A 19,353-nucleotide genomic window follows, 5' to 3' on the forward strand; every position below is an offset into this window, starting at 1 on the left:
TGACAGAGATCAAACAGCCCATCAAAACTTGAACAGTCCCCCCCCAAAAAAAAGGAGCTGGCCTCCACAACCAACTCCTTGCTTCCAAAACAAAGAAGATAAAAGCAAGCTCAAGCTGCCTTATCTGGCCTAAAGACGCTAGGCCCATAGCAAGGTTTAATCTGGGCCAAATTTCCATCTTCTATAGCTTTTTGTACGTCTCTGTTCTATCTTATCTTATCTTATCTTCGGCCCGAAAACTAAAACCATAAAAATGAACTGGAAGCTAAAAGCTGTGGTCCAAAAAGGCATCTCCTTTTTACCCGCCCCCTTTGATCACAAAGTCAATTACCTCATGCAAAAATATGTGACCAAGGGTGTGCAACTCTCGGATGCCTATTTTCTAGACCGTTTAGAGCATGCGCAAAAACATATAGCCGCCTATCAGCAGTATGCGGGCAGTTTGCAGGGCATACAAACCTTAGAATTGGGAACGGGTTGGTATCCGGTGGTGCCCATTAGTTTGTTTTTGGTCGGGGCGGAGCAGGTCCGCAGCCTAGACCTTAACCCCTTGACGCATCGAGCGCATTGGGAGCGCTGCCTGCAAGTATTTCTGGAGAAAGAAGCGGAGGTCCGGCTGCGTTTGCCCATTTTGGAAGAGCGCTGGGCCATTCTTCAAGCCTTGGCCAAGGAGAGTAGCCATTTGGATGATGCCGCATTTTTGGCCCAATTGCGGCTGTCCTTCCTCTTGGGCGATGCTCGAGAATTGAGAGAATTTAAGGAGCAATCTATACAGCTAATCCACTCCAATAACACCTTTGAGCATGTGCATCCAGCAGCCTTGCGGCAGATTTTGCAGCGTTTTCAGCAATTGCTGGACCCCAAAGGCCTGATGTCCCACTTTGTCGATATGTCAGACCATTTTGCGCATGCCGACCCCAATATTACTATCTATAATTTCTTGCAATTTACGCCCAAACAATGGGCCCGCATAGACAATGAAGTGCAGCCACAGAACCGCTGGCGTCTCCCCCAATACTTGAGCCTTTACCAAGAGTTGGGCTTGGCCCTTTTGGCCGAAGAGCATCGCCCCGGCCGGCCCGAAGAAGTAAAAACAGTAGCCATAGACAAGAGCTTTTCGCAGTTTACAGTAGAAGAGTTGGCGGTCAGTCATGTCTATTTGTGGAGTCGGTAGTTGTTTTTTTCTCTTGAACTTGTATCTTTAAGGAAGAACAATTTTTCTCTGCACAGACCCTTTTTTATGAAACGATACACCCTTGCTGCCCTAAGTCTATTGGCTATTTTTGCCCTACTGCCTTTGTTGGCCTTCTTTAAGCCCGAATCGCTTAAAGTGAGCTTTTCTGAAATGGAATGGACGGCAGCCAAGCAACAAGCAAAAACAGAAAACAAACTCTATTTTGTCGATTTTGACGCCAGTTATTGTGCGGCCTGTCGCAATATGGATATCTCGACCTATCAGGATAGCCGCTTGGCCAGTTATATGGGCCAAAATGTAGTGGGCCTGCGCTTGGATGTCCAAGATTTTGATGGGGTCATGTGGTCCCAAAAATATGAGATTGAAGCCTTGCCGACCCTACTCATCTTTAATGAAGAAGGCAAATTGGTCAAGCGATTAGTGGGCTATCAGTCTTCGGCAGATTTGCTCAAGGCTTTTGAGGAGGTGCGCAGCCCCAAGGGCAGCCCTTCGGTGCCTAGCACAACAACAACGCCTAAGCAAAGCCCGCAACCACTTGCGGAAGAACCCATTTTGCCGCCTGCAAAATCGCCAGCCAAAACCAATGAGTCGCCCCGTTTATCGGGCAACCTCTCTATTTTTGAGCAGGGCATACAGGCCAGCGGAAAAGGTTTGTATGAGGTGGAGCTCAAGCGGCAAAAATCAGAGGGTTTTTCTTTGCAGATGGGCGTCTATAAAGAAGTCAATTACTGGACCTTAGAGGCGGAATCCCTGCAAAAGCAGCTGCCTGGCCACAAAATCCTCATGCATGTCGATGAGCTGCGGGGCAAAACGGTCTACCAGCTGTTGTTGGGCGAATTTGAGAGCCAGGCAGCCGCCAGACGCTTTCAGAATGTTTTGCAGCAAAAGAAAATCCGCAAAGGATTGATTAAAGATTTGCGATATTTTAAGTAATACCGCTCAGAGTTCAATATCTTCTCCCCCGCAGCCATGGGCTGCGGGGGAGTTTTTTTTAGCTGGGGCCTAGCCTAGGGCCGCAGGCCCTAAATGGCCCAGCGCTGCGCAGCCGTGGCGCGAAGCGCCAGACCAAAGCCCGCAGGGCTGCAGGGCCGAGCAGACTTGCGAGCGGCGAAGCCTAGCGGCGGCCGCCCCCCTGAACAGGGCGGCCGCGGGCCCCAAAAGAAACAACATAAATAGCAATAAAAACGAGATGCAATTACTAACAAACATTGGCTGCATTTGGCAGCAAGCGCAAGAGCTACCCGCCTTGCGCAGAGGCGCCGAATTGGCCCAATTACCCTATTTGAAAGATGCTTATATGCTATTGGAGGGTGACCGAATTGTAGAATTTGGCCCCATGGATAACTGTCCCGAAAAAGAGGGATATAGCGTTTATGATGTGCAAGGAAGAGACCTATTTCCGAGCTTTTGCGACTCGCATAGTCATTTGGTTTTTGCGGCCCCGCGGCAGGAGGAATTTGTCTATCGGATTCAGGGCTTGAGCTATCATGAAATAGCGGCCAAGGGGGGCGGTATCCTCAACTCGGCCAAGCGCTTGCAAGCCATGCCCGAGGAGCAGCTGTTGGCCGAGGCCAAAAAGCGCTTATTGGCCCTTTTGCGTTTGGGGACAGGCGCCTTGGAGATCAAAAGTGGATATGGATTGACCTATGAGGCCGAGCTCAAAATGCTGCGGGTCATTAAGGCCCTCAAAGCTTGGGCGCCCATTCCCATTAAGGCGACTTTTTTGGGGGCGCATGCTTTGCCACCCGAATATAAAGAAGACCGAGCCGCCTATATGGACCTATTAATAGAGCAACTATTGCCCAAAATTGCCGAAGAAGGACTAGCCGATTATATCGATGTATTTTGTGAGAAAGGCTTTTTCTCTTTGGAGGAAGCGCAGCGGATTATGGAAGCGGGCAAGGCCTATGGTTTGCCGGCCAAAATACATTGCAATCAGTTTAATTCTATGGGCGCTATTGAGGCGGCGATAGCGGCTGGGGCTCGTTCGGTGGACCATCTAGAGGTCCTCAATACCGATGAAATGAAGGCCTTGGGCCAAGCCGATACCCTAGCTTGCCTCTTGCCCACGGCCCCCTTCTTTTTGAATGATGATCATCGGACGCCAGCTAGGGCATTAATTGAGGCGGGAGCCGCTGTAGTTTTGGCCAGTGATTATAATCCGGGCACCACCCCTTCGGGCCGAATGAGCTTTGTTTGCTCTTTGGCCTGTATTCAGTTGCGGATGTTGCCCGAAGAGGCCATTAATGCCGCTTCTTTGCATGGGGCCTATGCCATGGACCTAGAGCAGGAGCTGGGCTGTATTCGTCCGGGCGCTAGGGCCAACTTCTTCCTCACCGAAGCCTTGCCCAGCTTGGCTTATTTGCCCTATAGCTTTGGTTCGGACCTCATTGAGGCCGTCTTTTTGAATGGGGAGTTGCATTGGGAAAAACAAGCCTTAATCTAAGATAAAAGCACTAGATTTCCATTGCTTTATTGGGTCTAACTCTTTTTATATGAAAGGAGTTAGGCTTTTTTGATGTATATACAACAATTTTCCACTTTGATTGTATATATTGTCGTTCTAATCAACAGCTTCTTATCTAAATCAATACCTTATGAAAAACTGCATAATGGCCCTAGGCCTATTCATGGCCTTGTTTATGGGCCCCAAAGCATGGTCTCAGGCCGAAGAGCTGCCCAAGGTTTACAACAGCTTGGATCTAGCCATAGGAGCAGGCTCTGCCTCGGAGAGTACGCTTTATATTAACGCCCTTTCTTTTCAGCGAGAGCATGCCCTGCTTAAAAACCGGCGATTGTTATTGGGCTATGGCCTTCGGTTTTCGGCCTTTGGGGCCAGCGATCAATTGCTTTATACCACGGCTCCCTACAAGCTGACCAAAGATGATTTGATTGATAGTATGTTGGTGGATCAGCCCTTTAGTGCTGCTTTGGCCGCCTCTTTGCATGTTGGCTACTTGATTACGCCCAAGCTTAAGGCGGGCTTCAATATTGATGCCCTCGGTTTTGGTTTTGGCAAAGAAACAACAGGCATTTTTACGAGTAGTGATAATAATAATCAGTATGCCATTAACCAAACGGGCCGCCCCACAACCCCTTCGGTCCTGCTCATTGGCGATAATGACATTGGGCAATTGGTTTCGGAGTTTTATCTGGCCTATGACATCACTGAAAAACTGGGTGTTCGTGGCGGCCTCAATATGACCTTTGTCGAATTTCAGTCGGATGAAAAACTAACCCAAGACAACGACCGTTTTCGGCATAAGGCGATCTTAGGCTTTTTGGCCTTCTATTACCGTCCCTTCTAAGATTTTTTCCCTTCCAAATTTAATTGACTATGAAACAACTATGGTTAAGTTTGAGCCTATTATTTATGCTCAGTTCGCTCACTGCTCAATCGAGTATTACGTTTAAAATTAAGAATGCGGGCTTTACGGTGCCGGGCTCTTTTTCCGATTTCAAGACCGAGATCAAATATGATAAAAAGGTGCCTCGACAAAGCTATTTTAATGGCAGCGTTCAGGTCAAGTCTATAGATACCGACAACAACGCTAGAGATAAACATTTGCGCAATGAAGACTTTTTTGAGGTGGATACTTATCCAGAAATGAGCTTTCAGTCGACGGCGGTTAGCGAGGTTTCGGCCAACCGCCTAAAGATTGCGGGCAATCTGAAAATCAAGAATGTGAGCAAAAAGGTCGTTTTTGATGTGAAGGTTAGCGAAAAGAACGGCAAAACGGTTTTTGATACCGAGCTGCAGATTAACCGCAGAGATTTTGAGGTGGGGGGCAGCAGTTGGACCCTAGCCAATAAGTTGACGCTCTTTTTGCATATCGAGCAATAAGTTTTCTTTAAGGTCCGAGGAGCATCCTCGGGCCTTTTCTATTTTGGGCGCTCCATAAAAAAGGCTTATTTTGTAAAAAAATTAACCAATGAGAAGATCAATTATAGGGCTAGCCTTTGCCCAATATCTATTATTATTGTTTGCCCTTTTGGGCAGTTCCTCAGCACTTTTGGCCCAAGAAGAAGAGGAGGATGATGAGCAGAGTGGCGGCTTTTATTATGGCCTTTATGGGGGTGGAACGGTAGCCACCCAAAACTGGAATAACTTTCAGCGAAATGCTTTGTTGGCCTATCATGCCGGCCTTTTTGTCGAAAGTTTGGGGGCCGCAGAAAATGGCCAACAAACCTCTTATCTCTTTGCTCTGGGCTACCACAAAAAGGGCAGTAGTTTCCGCAATATGTTTGTGGGCGGCAGTAGTGTTCCCGCCAATGAGTTTCACAATTTGAGCCTTTTAGGCGCCTTCAAAAAGAATTATCTAACTGGTCCCGAAGAGCGGGATCGCCTTTATTTTCTCCTCGGTTTGCGGGCCGAATATACCCTAGATTATCAGTTGGTGGGCTTTGGGGTAGAGGGCGTTAATCGAGCGCTTTTGGGCGTAAAATTAGCGGGCGGCTATGATTTGCGCTTGCCCGACTCGGGCCTGGGCTTGCGCTTAGAGGCCAGCATTAGTCCCGATATTACTCGGCAGGTTTTTGTGCCCGCTGGCTACTCTACGGGCACGGTGGACCAAAATGGAAATGCCATTATGAGCCAAGAACAAAAGGTCTATAACCTCATTTTTGAGCTCTCTGCCGCTGTATTTATCATGCAGTAAGATAAAATTTGGGGCCCGCGGCCAGCAAGCTGGCCGCCGCTATGCTGCGGGGCTCACAGGTCTGTTCGGCCCTGCGCGGGCTTCGCCCGCTGGGTCTGGCCTTCGGCCACCCGCTCCGCAGCGCTGGGCCTGCGGCGGCTTCGCCGCCTGTAGGACGCAGAACTTCATCCTCATCCTTAAACTATTGCCTTATGGACATCATGATTTATGCAATTCCGGTCTTCTTCCTCCTCATCGGAATAGAGTTATTGATTGGCTATTTTAGTCAGCAGCAGTTGTATCGCTTAGGCGATGCGGTGGCCAATATTAGCTGTGGGGTAGGGCAGCAGGTCACGGGGGTGTTTATCAAAATTATTGGCTTGGGCAGCTATGTTTATATCTATGAGCATTGGCGCTTATTGTCGGTACCAAATCATTGGGCCAGCTATATCCTGCTATTTATTTTGATCGACTTCCTTTATTATTGGTTTCATCGTTATTCGCATGAAATCAATAGCTTTTGGGGGGCGCATGTGGTCCATCATCAGAGTGAGGACTATAATTTGTCGGTGGCTTTGCGCCAAAGTGCGTTTCAGGGCGTTTTTTCGGCTATTTTTTACTGGCCCTTGGCCTTTTTGGGTTTTGATCCTGTTCCCTTTTTCATTATTGGGACCTTTCAGACCTTATACCAATTTTGGATTCATACGGAGGCCATTCGAAAAATGCCCGCTTGGTTTGAGTATGTCTTTAATACGCCTTCTCATCATCGGGTGCATCATGGCCGCAACCCAGAATATATTGATAAAAACCATGGGGGCACCCTCATTTTATTTGACCGTTGGTTTGGCAGCTTTGAGCCCGAAAAAGCGGAGGTGGTCTATGGCGTAACTAAGCCCTTAGCTACATATAATCCCATTTGGGCCAATTTAGATTATTATGCCGACTTATGGGCGGCGGCGGGGCAAATGCCCCGCTGGGAAGACCGTTTGCGACTTTGGGTAGAGCGGCCGGGCTGGTTGCCTGAAGATATGGGCGGGCAGCAAAAAGTACCCGCAGTAGATCGACAACAGACCGAGAAATATAATCCCTCCCTGCCGCCCTTTTTGCCCATTTATGTGCTCATACAATATGTCGTTATCCTTTTGGGGGCTACGGTCTTTCTGATGGTTGAAAGTCAGTTGGATTGGCCTAAACTTTTGGCTTTAAATGTCATCATACTTTGGGCACTAGGCAATTTGGGGGGCTTATTGGACCTCAAGAGATGGGGCCTGTCCTCCGAGTATTTACGGCTGCTCGCTACTCCCTTGGCCCTTTATTTCCTCTTTCCTTTGGGGAGCTATATTTGGGGACTAGCCGCCTGGGCCATCCTCTCTTTAGGGCTGCTATTTTACTACCAACGGCGAACGGCAAACTCCTAGTAAAAGCATAAAAGCTGGAGCTAGATTTTTAGAATGCGAACAAAAGCCTAACTTTGCGGCTGTTGGCCTAGCGATGTGCAGCAGTGGCCGTCAGGCCAGACCCAGGCGCTGTAAGCGCCGCAGGGCCGAGCGAACAGCGAGCTGCGAAACGTAGCGCCGCAAGGCGAAGCCGCAGCGGAGGCCCCAAAACAACAGCGAGCTGCGACAACAAGCCCTTTAGGGCGCAGTTCGACGACCGAAGGGAGTAAACGTAGCGCCGACGAGCGAAGCGAGGCGGAGGCCCCAAAAAATAAAAAGAAATGTCAGATACAATCAAAGTAACGGTTATTGACCGAAATGGGCAGGCCCATGAACTGGATGCCCCCACCGACATGAATATGAACATGATGGAGCTCTGCAAGGCCTATGAATTGCCTGTAGAAGGGACCTGTGGGGGGATGGCGCTTTGTGCAAGCTGCCATATGTATATAGAGAGCGATCATGAATTGAATGAGCCCTCTGATGATGAAGAAGATATGCTGGACCAGGCCTTTTTTGTGGAGGACAATAGCCGTTTGGGCTGTCAAATCCATTTGCGGCCCGAACTAGAGGGCTTGGTGGTGCGCTTGGCCGCAGCAGATGACTAAGGAACCTAAGCGGTTTTATTTTAGAAAACAAAAACAAGAAACAAAATGGCTGTTACATTAAAAGCAGGAGATAAGGCCCCTAACTTTGAGGGCAAAGACCAGAATGGGAAAAGCATTAGCTTGGCTGATTTTTCGGGTAAAACCCTGATTTTATATTTTTATCCCAAAGACGATACCCCCGGCTGTACCAAAGAAGCCTGCAACCTCCGAGATAACTATGAGGCTTTGTTGGAACAAGGCTATGCGGTCGTTGGCGTCAGCCCCGATGGCGAAGCCTCACATCAGAAGTTTATTGAAAAATATAGCCTACCTTTCCCTTTGATTGCCGATGAGGAAAAGGAAATTATGGAAGCCTATGGAACCTGGGGCGAGAAGAACATGTATGGCAAAATCAAACTAGGGGTATTGCGGACCACCTTCATCATAGATGGAGAGGGCGTCATTTTGAAAGTATTTAAGCGCCCCAAAACTGCAGAACACACAGAGCAGATTTTGAAGGCCATGGAGAAATTATCCTAGGCCAAACCATTTAGGAAGTGGGCATGAATACAGATCGTGAAACACTTTTGCTAGAGCAATTGAGTATGGGCCAAGAACTGGCCCTCAAGGCCATTTTTGAGCAGCATTATCAGTCGATATATCGCATTATTTATCGGATGTTGCAAAATAAAGCTACGGCCGAAGACCTCTCTCAGGAGGTCTTTCTCAAACTTTGGGAAAAGCGAGAAAAGCTGAATATACGTGGACCAATAGGGCCTTATTTGCGTCGGATGGCGGTAAATGAGGCCTTGGGCCATTTGCGCAAGCACAAAAAGTACTTTATAGAAGATATAGAGGAACAGCACGATCTGGCCGCGCCCCCAACTGCCGATGCAGAAGCGGTTTATGCAGAAAAAGAATTGAAGCAGGCCCTAAATAAAGCGATCAAAAGTTTGCCGCCTCGCTGCCGCTCTGTCTTTGTCCTTAGCCGATTTGATGGCCTCTCTTATAAGGAAATTGGAGAGAGCATGAATATCTCGGTGAAAACGGTAGAAAACCAAATGGGCAAGGCCCTAAAGGTGATGCGCAAATTACTGAGTCCCTACTTGCCTTTGGCGCTCTTTATTGTTAAAGTTTGTTCTAGCATAGGGGCCAAGCTCTTTTAAGGCATCCAGCAATAAACCAAAGGCAGAGCCCCAAATTAGATTCAAGAATATATGGCAACACTATACAATGGCGAAGATATTCCATGGTCCTTATTGGCCAAGGACATCCAAAATTGCTTAGCAAAAGAGGAGGAAGAAGCCCTGGCCGAATGGCTGGCCGCTTCAGAAGAACATCAGGCTCTACAAGCCGAGCTAGGACGCATTTGGAGCCTGCCAGAAGCCGATTTGCCCCCGAGCAGCCAGGCAGAGGTTTGGCTAGAGCTACAGAAAAAGCTACAGCAAAGAAGGCCGCAAAAAACCTTTTGGCAACGCTATACCAATCTGACGGCCGTCGCCGCTAGCCTGCTGCTGCTGGTTTTTGTGCTTTATGGGACAGATAGCTTTAACTGGAAATCAGAGGCCGTGGCCGAGCTCAATTGGCTAGAACTAGAGGCCCAAGATAGCCGCAATTTGCAAATGCCCGATGGCAGCATCATTTTCCTCAATAAAAAAAGTAAACTCCGCTATCCCGATCGCTTCCAAGATCGTAGAGAGGTGGAGCTTTTGGCCGGAGAGGCCTTTTTTGAGATTAACCGAGATCTAGAACATCCCTTCGTTTTGCAAATTGCTAAAGCTGGACAATTAGAGGTGCTAGGCACCAGCTTTAATGTTCGGGCCTATGAAAATGAAAGCGAAATGTGCCTGTCGGTAAGCACAGGAAAGGTCCGCTACCGTAGCCCAGAAGGAGAGGAGTACGTTTTGGAAAAAGGAGAGGCCGTTTATTATAACTATAAAGACAAAAGGGCCAAATTAAAAAGCCCGATCAATCCCACTTATTGGCGAGATGGCCTCCTCAATTATAAGGATTTTGCCCTAGCCGATTTGCGCCAAGATCTAGAACAAAAATATGGAGTGCATCTAGAGTTTGAAGATGAAGCTTTGGGCCAATGCCTTTTTAATGGCAGCTTTAAGTCGCCTAAGGTAGAGGAGATCCTACAAGCGCTTAGCTTTACCCTCAATTTATCGGTAAAAAAAGTCGCCGATAAGACCTATTTGCTCTCTGGAGCAGCCTGTACTTCTGCTTTAGATTAAAGCTTTTCAAGCTATTGTCATGCGTTTATTTACCCGCTTTCTTTTGCTGTTTTTATTAGGCAGCCTGCCGCTTTTGATTTGTGGGCAGCGGGCCCAATGGGATTTTAAGGGAGAAACTTTAAAGGAAGTCTTAGTTGAATTAGAGCAATCTTATGGATTGCGTTTTGCCTATGGCCAAGGTCGCTTGACTTTGGCCAAAGCTATTTTTCATAGGGCCAATAATTTGCCCCTAGATACGGCCCTAGTCGATTTGTTGGGGAAGAATAATTTGGCCTACCAAAAACTCGGGCAGCTTTGGGCCCTTAAGGATAGTACGCCCAAGGAACAATGGAGCTTGGCGGCCCCCCTTTTGGCCCCCAAGCAACAACCCCTAGCCCCCCAATCGCCTTTGCCTTATAGCCGCCCACTGCCGCCTGAGGTCCGCCTGAGTTCGGTGGTTTTGCCCCCTCTTTATAGCGAGGGCCTGCTGATTTCTCTAGATGCACAACCTCATGCTCAGGGCATTTTGGTCGACTGGGGAGCGCTTTGGAAGGAGGCCCTAGAACGGCAGTTTTTAGAGGAGTTGTCCATTTTTCAGCTGTCTTTTTTTGGTACGCCCGAGGAGGAGGCCGTCAAGGCGCAGGTTTTAGCCCTAGATATTGGCTGGGGCCGCCGCCGACAGCTTTTGGGCCTGCAGCTGAGTTTGGGCGCTAGCCGAGTCGATGAGTCGGCTATGGGCTTTCAGTTTGCACTTTTGGCCAATCAGGTGAAGGGCGAGCTGATGGGCTTGCAGGCCGCTGGGCTTTACAATCAGACGGCCACACTTTATGGGAGCCAGCTTTCTTTGGGCCTCAATCGAGTTGATAGCAGCTTGTCGGGCTCGCAGTTTTCACTTTTGGGTAATTTGGCCTTGGGCCAAGGCTATGCGGCCAATAGTTTGCAGTTGGCGGGCCTCTTCAATTATAGTCGGTCCAATGCGCATGTACAGTTGGGCGGCTACTACAATCGGGCGCCCAAATTGCAGGGCTGCCAGCTTTCTTTGGGCCTCAATGATACGGATAGTTTGCAGGGCCTACAGCTAGGCAGCATCAATTATACGGGCCATTTGCAGGGCTGCCAGTTGGGCCTCTTAAATATTTGCGATACGGCCGCCGCAGGCCTAGGCCTTGGCCTGCTCAATATCTATAAAAAAGGAGGCTACAACCGCATCAGTCTAGGGAGCTCTGCCGCTTTGCACGCCCAGCAAAGTCTGCAAATTGGCCACCCCCGCTTTTATACTATATATGAAATGGGCCAGCGCCTAGATCAGCCGATTTGGCTCTTGGGCTTTGGCTTGGGCTGCCGCCTGCCCATGGAAAAAGGCTATTATTTGCATCCCGAGCTGCTTGCTTATAGCTTGCAAGAAGGTCCCGATTGGACCAATGGCCGAGGGCATTTGTTTCAATTACGAGCCCTTTTTGCTCATCCCTTGGGGGCAGGTTTGGAGCTGCTCACGGGGCCCGAGCTCAATTTTATCCACCAAAATGTAGAAGCTAGCCAAGCCCTAGGCCAACAACTACTCTGGGAAAGAAGCCGAGGCGATTGGGAACAACGCTTGTTCTGGGGCTGGCAGTTGGCGGTTCGTTATAAGTTGTGGTAGGATTTGGGGCCTCCGCCTCCCTTCGGTCGTCGGCGCTACGCTTTGGGGCTCGCAGGTCTGCTCGGCCCTGCGTCGCCTTCGGCTCCTTGGTCTGGCCTGACGGCCACCCCGCCGCATCGCTAGGCCGCTCAACGGTCATCTTTTGGCTGGGCATTCTGCTTCGGCCGCCTAAAAGGCGCAAAACCTAAGTTTTGCGCCTTTTTTATGCTCAATTGTTACGAATAAGTTAAAATACTGACTTAATGAACTTATTCCCAAAGGCTAATGAGCTAACTTTTTCCTAGCTCGACTTAGAATTCGCCTAGCTCGACTTAGCGTTTGATTAGCTCGAGCTAGCTTTTTCCTAGCTCGACTTAGTGTTTGATTAGCTCGAGCTAGCTTTTTCCTAGCTCGACTTAGCGTTTGATTAGCTCGAGCTAGTTCTTTCCTAGCTCGACTTAGTGTTTGATTAGCTCGAGCTAGCTTTTTCCTAGCTCGACTTAGCGTTTGATTAGCTCGAGCTAGCTCTTTCCTAGCTCGACTTAGTATTCGCCTAGCTTGAGCTAGCTTTTTCCTAGCTCGACTTAGCATTTGACTAGCTCGAGCTAGCTTTTTCTTAGCTCGACTTAGCGTTTGGCCAATAGTCGCCTAGGGATAAGCCCCTAGGCGTAGGAAAGAGTCTCATTTTATGCGTCTAGAGGCGGCGAAGCCGCGGCAATAGCCAGATTTAAACGCACTCACTTTTATAGTTTGCAGCAATTTCCCGCTAGTCGGCCCTATTTTTCTCGGCCATAGCGAAGGCTATGCCCTTAAAAAATAGCTGGCCTAGCAGAAAATTCATAGCAAACTATGGCCAAAGCAGCGCGATTAAATCCGGCTGAGGGATGGTTAAGGGGGCGGCGAAGCCGCAGACCCAGCAAAATGAGCGTAGCGAAATTTTGCGCAGGGCCGAGCAGACCTGCGAGCCCTGACACAGCCCGACCCGCCCGCAGGGCGGGGCAGCCCCAAAACAAAAAACTTTGTAACTTAGTGAGTGAAAAAAATGAAAAGATATGCGACTAAAAATAATGCTGCTTCTAATCTGTTTATCGGGGAGTTTATGGGGGCAAAAAAAGCTGCTTTTACGGCTAGAGCCGGGGCAATCCTTGAACCTATTGGCGCAAAAAAAAGATTGTTTGGCCAAAGATTGGGGCATTTGGCGCTACAGCATAGCGGCAGAAGACAGCGCAGAAGTGCAGCAGTATTTGGACCAAAGCTTGGGGCCTCAAAACTGGCAGTGGGAGCATCAACTGCAGTATCGGGCTCGGCCCAACGACCCCGAATATGAATTTTGGCAGTGGAATATGGACCTATTGGGTTTGCCCGAAATTTGGGAAGAAACGACTGGCGGTTTGGCGGGCTCGGATACCCTTGTTGTGGCCCTAATTGATGGGGGAGGCGATTGGGCGCATGAGGATTTGGCGGAAAACATATATATAAACTGGGGGGAAGTTCCGGATGATGGAATAGACAATGACCAAAACGGCTACATAGATGATTATCGGGGTTGGCGAGCGGATAGTGGAGATGATGAGCATGCGCCCGACAGCCATGCGAGTTCGGTAGCGGGCATTATTGGGGCCAAGGGGAACAATGGGGTCGGCATGGCGGGCATCAATTGGAACATAAAAATAATGTTGCTTTCGGGGCAGTCGGCCAACAGCCTTTTGGAGGAGAGCAACATCTTGGCGAGCTACTACTACATCTGGAAAATGCGGCAGCTCTATGAAGAAAGTGGGGGGCAGCAGGGGGCCTATATTCTGGTCAGCAATTTATCGGCGGGCATAGACTTTGGGCGGCCCGAGGATCATCCGCTTTGGTGTGGAGTTTATGATAGTTTGGGGCAGGCGGGTATATTGAGTGTGGCGGCTAGTATGAATCGGAAAGAAAACATAGATGAGGTAGGAGACATGCCCTGTCTTTGTCCATCCGAGGCCTTAATGACCGTAAGTTTGAGCAATCGTTATGATGCATTGGACCGCAATGCGCCCTATGGCCCTTTGCATTTGGATTTGGCGGCGCCGGGGGCTGTTTATACGCTTCGGCCCAACAATACATATAATGTATTTGGGGGAACCTCTGGGGCGGCGCCTCATTTGGCGGGGGGCATCGCCCTATTGGCGAGTTATCCGGCAGCAGACTGGCAGGCCTACCTCAAGGCCGAGCCGCAGGCGGCTATGTACTTATTGCGGGATATTCTATTGGCCAGCGTGAGTAAAAAGGGCGATATGGAAGAATTAAAATCTGGGGGGCGTTTAGATTTGGGGGCGGCCTTTCGCTTATTGAAATTCTTATATGGGCCAAAAGAGGAGGAAAATTCTTTTTTGTGGCGGCGGACTTCGGATCAAATATATTTAAGTTATCGGGCCAAAAGAGCGGGAAATTACCGTTTGCGGATAGCCGATATTGGGGGGCGGCAAGTTTTTTTTGCAGAAAAAGCCTTGGGAGAAGAAGAACTAACTATTTGGGAACTAGGGCCTTTTGAGGGGCGGCAGCTTTTGTTTGTCTCGCTCTATGAAGAAAATCGTTTAATAAAGACAGAAAAATTTGTCTATTAGCAATTGCTTTTCTACCTTTGCAAAGCCCAAACGGGAAGCCCACAAGCGGCTTAAGAAAAGAAATAGTGAAAAAAACTTCAAAAAGTTTTGCGAATATAAAAAACCATCTTATATTTGCAACCGCAACGAAGAAAACACACTACTTGCAAAATGGCTCTGTAGCTCAATTGGATAGAGCATCTGACTACGGATCAGAAGGTTAGGGGTTCGACTCCCTTCAGGGTCACATCTTTATTGTTTTAAAGAATTGATTAGGTTCCACAAGCAATTGTGGAACTTTTTAAATTAGAAAGAGCAGTCATGTCGAGAATTTGTCAATTGACCGGAAAGAAAGCTATGGTGGGAAACAACGTTTCTCACTCTAATCGCAAGACCAGACGTCGTTTCAATGCGAATATTAAAACTAAGCGTATTTTTGTACCCGAATCAAATGTTTGGATCAAAGTAAAGGTGAGCATGCGTGCTCTACGTACGATGAACAAATTGGGGGTATATAACTTCTTGAAGCGTCAGATCGCTAAAGGATATGATCCCTTTATTTGGGTAGAAGATCCTAAGGCTGCTGAAAAGAGTAATGAGCGTGGTTACCGTCGCCTAGAGCACACTGATGCTCAGGGTAACAAGAGCTACAGCATTACTTTTGAGCCTGAAGCTGCAGATAATAATCGCAAAGTGCGTCTCTCTTCTGTTATTAAGTAAATAGAAAAAATCATCACACATTATGGCTAAGAAAAGCAAAGGTAATCGCGTACAGGTGATTTTGGAGTGCACAGAGCACAAAGATTCTGGTCTTCCTGGCACTTCACGTTACATCACTGTGAAGAACCGTAAGAACACACCTGCTCGTATGGAGTTGAAGAAATACAATCCCATCTTGAAGCGTTACACTATCCATAAAGAGATTAAGTAATTTTTCGAGAACTATCCGCTCGACAAAAAATAAATCGTCATGGCTAAGAAAGTATCAAAAAACGCACGTGTAGCCCAACGTGCTGCGAATGCAGGCAGTGGTAAAGATCACGTGAGAGTTGTTAAGTCCGTAAAGGACCCCAACACAGGAAAGTATTCTTATAAGGAAGTTATCGTCCACAAAGATCAAGTGGAAGACTTCTTCAAGAATAAATAATCAGGTAATTAAGGCAAATTATGAAAGTGGCTCTTCCTGTTGAGGGATGAGCCCTTTCTGTTTTTTTATTTGACCTTTTTTTGCGTTCTTTAGGCGCGCTCCTTATTGTTCATCTAGATTAAGCAGTCTCGTATGGGATTTTTTAACAAACTTTTTGGGAAGAAAGAAAAAGAAGACCTGGATAAAGGCCTAGAAAAAACGAAGACCAATTTCTTCAATAAAATGTCTAGGGCTATTGCCGGTAAAACGAAGGTAGATGATGAGGTACTAGATGAATTAGAGTCGGTACTGATTCAGTCTGATGTAGGACTAAAAACGACCATTAAAATTATTGAGCGGATTGAGGAGCGAGTAGCTCGCGATAAGTATATGTCTACTTCTGAGCTCAATGAGATTCTCCGAGACGAGATTGTTCAGTTATTAGGCGAAAACACCACAGAGGAGACCAATTTCTTTTCTATTCCCAAGGAGGCCAAGCGCCCTTATATCATTTTGATTGTAGGCGTAAATGGAGCGGGCAAAACAACCACTATTGGCAAATTGGCTAAGCGTTTTGTAGATCAGGGCCATAAGGTGGTTTTGGGTGCAGCCGACACTTTCCGTGCTGCCGCTGTTGATCAGCTAGGCATTTGGGCCGAAAGAGTGGGCTGTGATTTTTATAGCAAGGGCATGAATACAGACCCTGCTGCAGTGGCCTATGAAACGACTCAGTACGCTATCCAAAATAACTGCGATATTGCTATTATTGATACGGCTGGACGCTTGCACAACAATAAGCAGTTGATGGCCGAGCTCTCTAAGATTAAGCGCTCTTTGTCTAAGCAAATTGAGGATGCTCCTCATGAGGTGATGTTGGTCCTCGATGGCTCTGTAGGCCAAAATGCCTTCATTCAGGCCGAGGAGTTTACCAAGGCAACAGATGTAAGTTCGCTCGCTATTACCAAATTAGACGGTACCGCCAAGGGCGGGGTGGTCATTGGAATTAGCGACCAGTTTAAGATTCCTATTAAATATATTGGGGTAGGAGAGGGCATAGAGCACCTCCAAGCCTTTAATAAGCGCAGCTTTGTCGATTCTTTCTTCTCACAAAAAGAAGGATAGTAGATGCTGCTACTTACAGATATTGACCAGCTCGAGCTGGCTTTTAGTCCAAGTACCCAACTTCTTTTGAAGCTGGTACTTGGACTTATTATTTTTGGGGTGGCCCTAGACCTTCGGGGGCAAGATTTTATGGCTCTATTCAAACAGCCATTAGCTATTGTTTTGGGGCTGTTGGGGCAGCTGCTGCTTTTACCCGCCCTTTCTTTTGCTTTTTTGTATCTGGCCTATTTTTTCAATATGGCGCCCCTGCCGAGCATTGCGCTAGGCATGCTGTTGGTGGCCGCTTGTCCAGGCGGCAATATGTCCAACTTTTTTACGCATCTGGCCAAAGGAGATACGGCCCTTTCGGTGAGCTTATCGGCTTGTACTACCCTTTTGGCTGCCCTGACTACGCCCCTCAATTTTATGTTTTGGGGGAGCCGTTTGCCCTTTGCTCAAGAAGAGATGAAGAGCCTTTCGCTAGACTTTCTTCCGCTTTTTCTAGATGTTAGCCTGATGCTGGCCTTACCGCTTTTGCTAGGCCTTATCTTGGCCCATTTTAAGCCGAAGTTGGCAGCTAGGATGTCGCCCATTTTCAAATGGTTGTCTATTCTGTTTTTTGGCCTTTTGCTGGTCTTGGCCTTTATCTCCAATATTCAGGTTTTCCTAAATTATATCGGCGCAGTTATTTTCTTGGTCATTTTGCAAAATGCCTTGGCCTTAGGGCTGGGTTTTGCACTGGCTAAAGGAAGCAAGCTGTCTTGGCCCCAACAGAAAACTCTGAGCATTGAGCTGGGCATTCAGAATTCTGGCCTTGGCTTGTTACTCTGCTTTCAATATTTTAGTGGGCTGGGCGGTATGGCCCTTATTGCGGCCTGTTGGGGCATTTGGCATATTGTCTCTGGCCTGAGCCTGGCCTTTTATTGGTCCAAGAAATGAAAAAGCGCAACAGCTAAAATAGCTGTTGCGCTTTGGTCCTAAAACGGCTTCAATTAGAAATTGGGGCTCGCTTTTACAATGCGATCATTCACGGGCTGCTCATTGCGGTAATTATGAACAGGCATGTTTTCTTCTAGTACTTTGGCCTGCTTCAAAGAAATGTCAATGGGTGTCTTGAAAACATACCACTGCACATTTTCAGAACAAGGAGGAGTGGTCAAGGAACCCGTGTAATGGTAGTAACTTCTGTCTTTAGGAAGGTTGAGGTTCATGTCAAATGGCTTCCCAATTTCTTTCTTCGCTCCTGGCTCTAAAGGAAGGTAAGCCTCCAAGAAGTCAAAGGGAGCACTCTGCCCACCTTCTTTGGCCATAACCGCCAAAACAGCAATGTCGCCCTCTTTGTTGGCATGTACCAAATGCATCTCTAAAGGATAACGAACGCCCTCAATGGTGTGCTCAGAAGGCTCGTGAAAGTGAAATTGCTTGAGGTAGTATTTCTCTCCCTCCAAAACAATATAGTCGCCTTCTTCAAAATCATACTGAATAGAGTGACCATTGTTGACCACATCATGCAATACCGTCTGATCTGCATACTGAATGTCTAATGGAGGAAGGGTCTCGTCTGTTTTGTACTCTACAATGTTAATTGGAGACTGATGCATCCCCCCACAATCAGAGGTTTTTTCTAACTCAGCCCAATGTTCTGGCCCGGTCTCTCCCTGATAACTCCAGTCCTCATGATGATGCCCCTCATGCCCTTCTTCTGGAGCCGCCTCTAGTTTTACGGGGCTTTTTTCTACAGTTTCTGGGTGGTGCTCATTAAGGTGTTGCTCATTGGAAGAACAGGCCGTTAGGCCTAGCCCTAATAGAAATAGGGCTAAGTAGCTTAGCGTTTTCATAAATTTTCTTTTTTGTAGCTATTGGATAACTACAAATGTCGAGGCCACTCTAGACTTCTTTGATGATTTTTGTCACAAAGTCAAATTTTTGTCATGAAAAAATGAAGTACGGTTATATTTTAGAATGTTTATAAAGTAAAATTGTGTTCTAGGTTCCTAATTAGGATGTAACCAAATAAAAAAGCCAGCTAATTAGCTGGCTTCTGTATTTATATAGATAATATTCTACTTAGTCATCATCTTCTTCCTCCAAATCAATCTCCAAACCAATTTGCTCCTCTATAGAGGGTTTGGGCTTTTCTTCTTCCTCCAAAACAGTAGGCTCTTCTTGGTCTACTACAGGCGCAATAGCTTCCTCTTTAGCGGCTTTCTCTTCTTCTTTGGGCGGATTGCCCACGGTTTCCATAAAGTCCTGATAACAGAAGATGATTAAAAATACCCCTAAGCTAATCGAAGCATCGGCCAAATTGAAAATGGGCTGGAAAAACAAGAAGTGCTTGCCTCCCACAAAGGGCATCCAAGCCGGATAATCCCCCTCCAAAAGCGGAAAGTAAAACATATCAACTACCCGACCATATAATAAGGGCGCATAGCCTTCTCCAAATGCAGTAACTTCAGCCAAACCACCATGTATCGGACTTTCCGTGAAAAATGCCCCATAAAATACACTATCCAAAATGTTCCCCAAGGCCCCAGCCAAAATAAAGGATACACTGCTGATTAAGGTCCGCCCTTTCTTTTTCTTGATGATCTGATATAGGTAGACAGACATGATGCTGACAGCCACCAAACGAAAACTAGTCAGTAGTAGTTTGCCGTATTCTCCCCCCAGTTCTAGGCCAAAGGCCATGCCCGGGTTCTCCGTAAAATAAATCTGTCCCCAATCTTGCCCCTCGCCAAAGATGTTAAAATGTTGGCCCATCTGCATGTTGAGCTTGACCCAAATCTTGAGCCACTGATCCGCCACTAAGACAATGATCAATAACAGACTCGCTAGTATTCCTCTTTTCAAAATGTATTTGT

Annotated in this window: 20 protein-coding genes and 1 tRNA gene; 19 read left to right on the forward strand and 2 right to left on the reverse strand. The window is 47.5% G+C overall.

Annotated features, from left to right (window positions below; all coding sequences use genetic code 11):
- Window positions 1-253: 253 nt before the first annotated feature.
- The 19 genes from SGRA_RS10860 to SGRA_RS10950 all read left to right on the forward strand — a co-directional run bounded on the left by SGRA_RS10860 (window position 254) and on the right by SGRA_RS10950 (window position 17,431).
- A complete protein-coding gene (locus tag SGRA_RS10860; protein WP_015692730.1) occupies window positions 254-1,174 on the forward strand; it encodes a class I SAM-dependent methyltransferase in 921 nt (306 codons plus the stop codon).
- Between the two features lie 66 nt (window positions 1,175-1,240).
- Window positions 1,241-2,128 (forward strand): thioredoxin domain-containing protein, encoded by an 888-nt coding sequence (locus SGRA_RS10865; protein WP_015692731.1) that lies wholly within the window; start codon window positions 1,241-1,243, stop codon window positions 2,126-2,128.
- 256 nt (window positions 2,129-2,384) lie between these two features.
- Complete coding sequence (hutI, locus tag SGRA_RS10870; RefSeq protein WP_015692732.1) at window positions 2,385-3,641, forward strand: imidazolonepropionase; 1,257 nt, start codon at window positions 2,385-2,387, stop codon at window positions 3,639-3,641.
- Window positions 3,642-3,792: 151 nt separating this feature from the next.
- Entirely contained in the window at window positions 3,793-4,503 is a 711-nt protein-coding gene (locus SGRA_RS10875; RefSeq protein WP_245538540.1) for a hypothetical protein, read from the forward strand.
- A gap of 29 nt (window positions 4,504-4,532) precedes the next feature.
- A complete protein-coding gene (locus SGRA_RS10880) occupies window positions 4,533-5,039 on the forward strand; it encodes a YceI family protein (RefSeq protein WP_015692734.1) in 507 nt (168 codons plus the stop codon).
- A gap of 88 nt (window positions 5,040-5,127) precedes the next feature.
- On the forward strand, window positions 5,128-5,853 hold the full coding sequence (locus SGRA_RS10885; protein ID WP_015692735.1) for a hypothetical protein: 726 nt from the start codon (window positions 5,128-5,130) through the stop codon (window positions 5,851-5,853).
- A 191-nt stretch (window positions 5,854-6,044) separates the two neighbouring features.
- Window positions 6,045-7,250 carry a sterol desaturase family protein gene (locus tag SGRA_RS10890; protein ID WP_015692736.1) on the forward strand — a complete coding sequence of 402 codons (1,206 nt, stop codon included), beginning with the start codon at window positions 6,045-6,047 and terminating at the stop codon, window positions 7,248-7,250.
- Between the two features lie 299 nt (window positions 7,251-7,549).
- A complete protein-coding gene (locus SGRA_RS10895; RefSeq protein ID WP_015692737.1) occupies window positions 7,550-7,876 on the forward strand; it encodes a 2Fe-2S iron-sulfur cluster-binding protein in 327 nt (108 codons plus the stop codon).
- A 45-nt stretch (window positions 7,877-7,921) separates the two neighbouring features.
- A complete protein-coding gene (bcp, locus tag SGRA_RS10900) occupies window positions 7,922-8,395 on the forward strand; it encodes a thioredoxin-dependent thiol peroxidase (protein WP_015692738.1) in 474 nt (157 codons plus the stop codon).
- Between the two features lie 23 nt (window positions 8,396-8,418).
- On the forward strand, window positions 8,419-9,021 hold the full coding sequence (locus tag SGRA_RS10905) for an RNA polymerase sigma factor (protein WP_015692739.1): 603 nt from the start codon (window positions 8,419-8,421) through the stop codon (window positions 9,019-9,021).
- A 51-nt stretch (window positions 9,022-9,072) separates the two neighbouring features.
- The gene (locus SGRA_RS10910; protein WP_015692740.1) at window positions 9,073-10,092 is read left to right on the forward strand and encodes a FecR family protein; all 1,020 of its coding nucleotides are present in this window, start codon (window positions 9,073-9,075) and stop codon (window positions 10,090-10,092) included.
- A 19-nt stretch (window positions 10,093-10,111) separates the two neighbouring features.
- Window positions 10,112-11,710 carry a hypothetical protein gene (locus SGRA_RS10915; protein WP_015692741.1) on the forward strand — a complete coding sequence of 533 codons (1,599 nt, stop codon included), beginning with the start codon at window positions 10,112-10,114 and terminating at the stop codon, window positions 11,708-11,710.
- Window positions 11,711-12,741: 1,031 nt separating this feature from the next.
- On the forward strand, window positions 12,742-14,286 hold the full coding sequence (locus SGRA_RS10925; RefSeq protein ID WP_015692743.1) for a S8 family serine peptidase: 1,545 nt from the start codon (window positions 12,742-12,744) through the stop codon (window positions 14,284-14,286).
- A 152-nt stretch (window positions 14,287-14,438) separates the two neighbouring features.
- Window positions 14,439-14,512: transfer RNA gene (locus tag SGRA_RS10930), tRNA-Arg, on the forward strand.
- A gap of 74 nt (window positions 14,513-14,586) precedes the next feature.
- Entirely contained in the window at window positions 14,587-14,985 is a 399-nt protein-coding gene (gene rpmB, locus SGRA_RS24320) for a 50S ribosomal protein L28 (RefSeq protein ID WP_015692744.1), read from the forward strand.
- 22 nt (window positions 14,986-15,007) lie between these two features.
- A complete protein-coding gene (gene rpmG, locus SGRA_RS10940) occupies window positions 15,008-15,196 on the forward strand; it encodes a 50S ribosomal protein L33 (protein ID WP_015692745.1) in 189 nt (62 codons plus the stop codon).
- 39 nt (window positions 15,197-15,235) lie between these two features.
- Entirely contained in the window at window positions 15,236-15,412 is a 177-nt protein-coding gene (locus SGRA_RS20550; RefSeq protein ID WP_002658232.1) for a DUF4295 domain-containing protein, read from the forward strand.
- A gap of 132 nt (window positions 15,413-15,544) precedes the next feature.
- On the forward strand, window positions 15,545-16,513 hold the full coding sequence (gene ftsY / locus SGRA_RS10945) for a signal recognition particle-docking protein FtsY (RefSeq protein ID WP_015692746.1): 969 nt from the start codon (window positions 15,545-15,547) through the stop codon (window positions 16,511-16,513).
- 3 nt (window positions 16,514-16,516) lie between these two features.
- Window positions 16,517-17,431 carry a bile acid:sodium symporter family protein gene (locus SGRA_RS10950; protein ID WP_015692747.1) on the forward strand — a complete coding sequence of 305 codons (915 nt, stop codon included), beginning with the start codon at window positions 16,517-16,519 and terminating at the stop codon, window positions 17,429-17,431.
- A 53-nt stretch (window positions 17,432-17,484) separates the two neighbouring features.
- On the opposite strand, the gene SGRA_RS10955 is transcribed toward SGRA_RS10950, so the two are convergent.
- Window positions 17,485-18,330, reverse strand: coding sequence for a carbonic anhydrase (locus tag SGRA_RS10955; RefSeq protein ID WP_015692748.1), 846 nt, complete (start codon window positions 18,328-18,330; stop codon window positions 17,485-17,487).
- A 229-nt stretch (window positions 18,331-18,559) separates the two neighbouring features.
- Entirely contained in the window at window positions 18,560-19,342 is a 783-nt protein-coding gene (locus SGRA_RS10960) for a lipoprotein signal peptidase (protein WP_041329627.1), read from the reverse strand.
- Window positions 19,343-19,353 lie beyond the last annotated feature (11 nt).

It is taken from the genome of Saprospira grandis str. Lewin, assembly GCF_000250635.1.
In the GTDB taxonomy this organism is placed as follows: domain Bacteria; phylum Bacteroidota; class Bacteroidia; order Chitinophagales; family Saprospiraceae; genus Saprospira; species Saprospira grandis.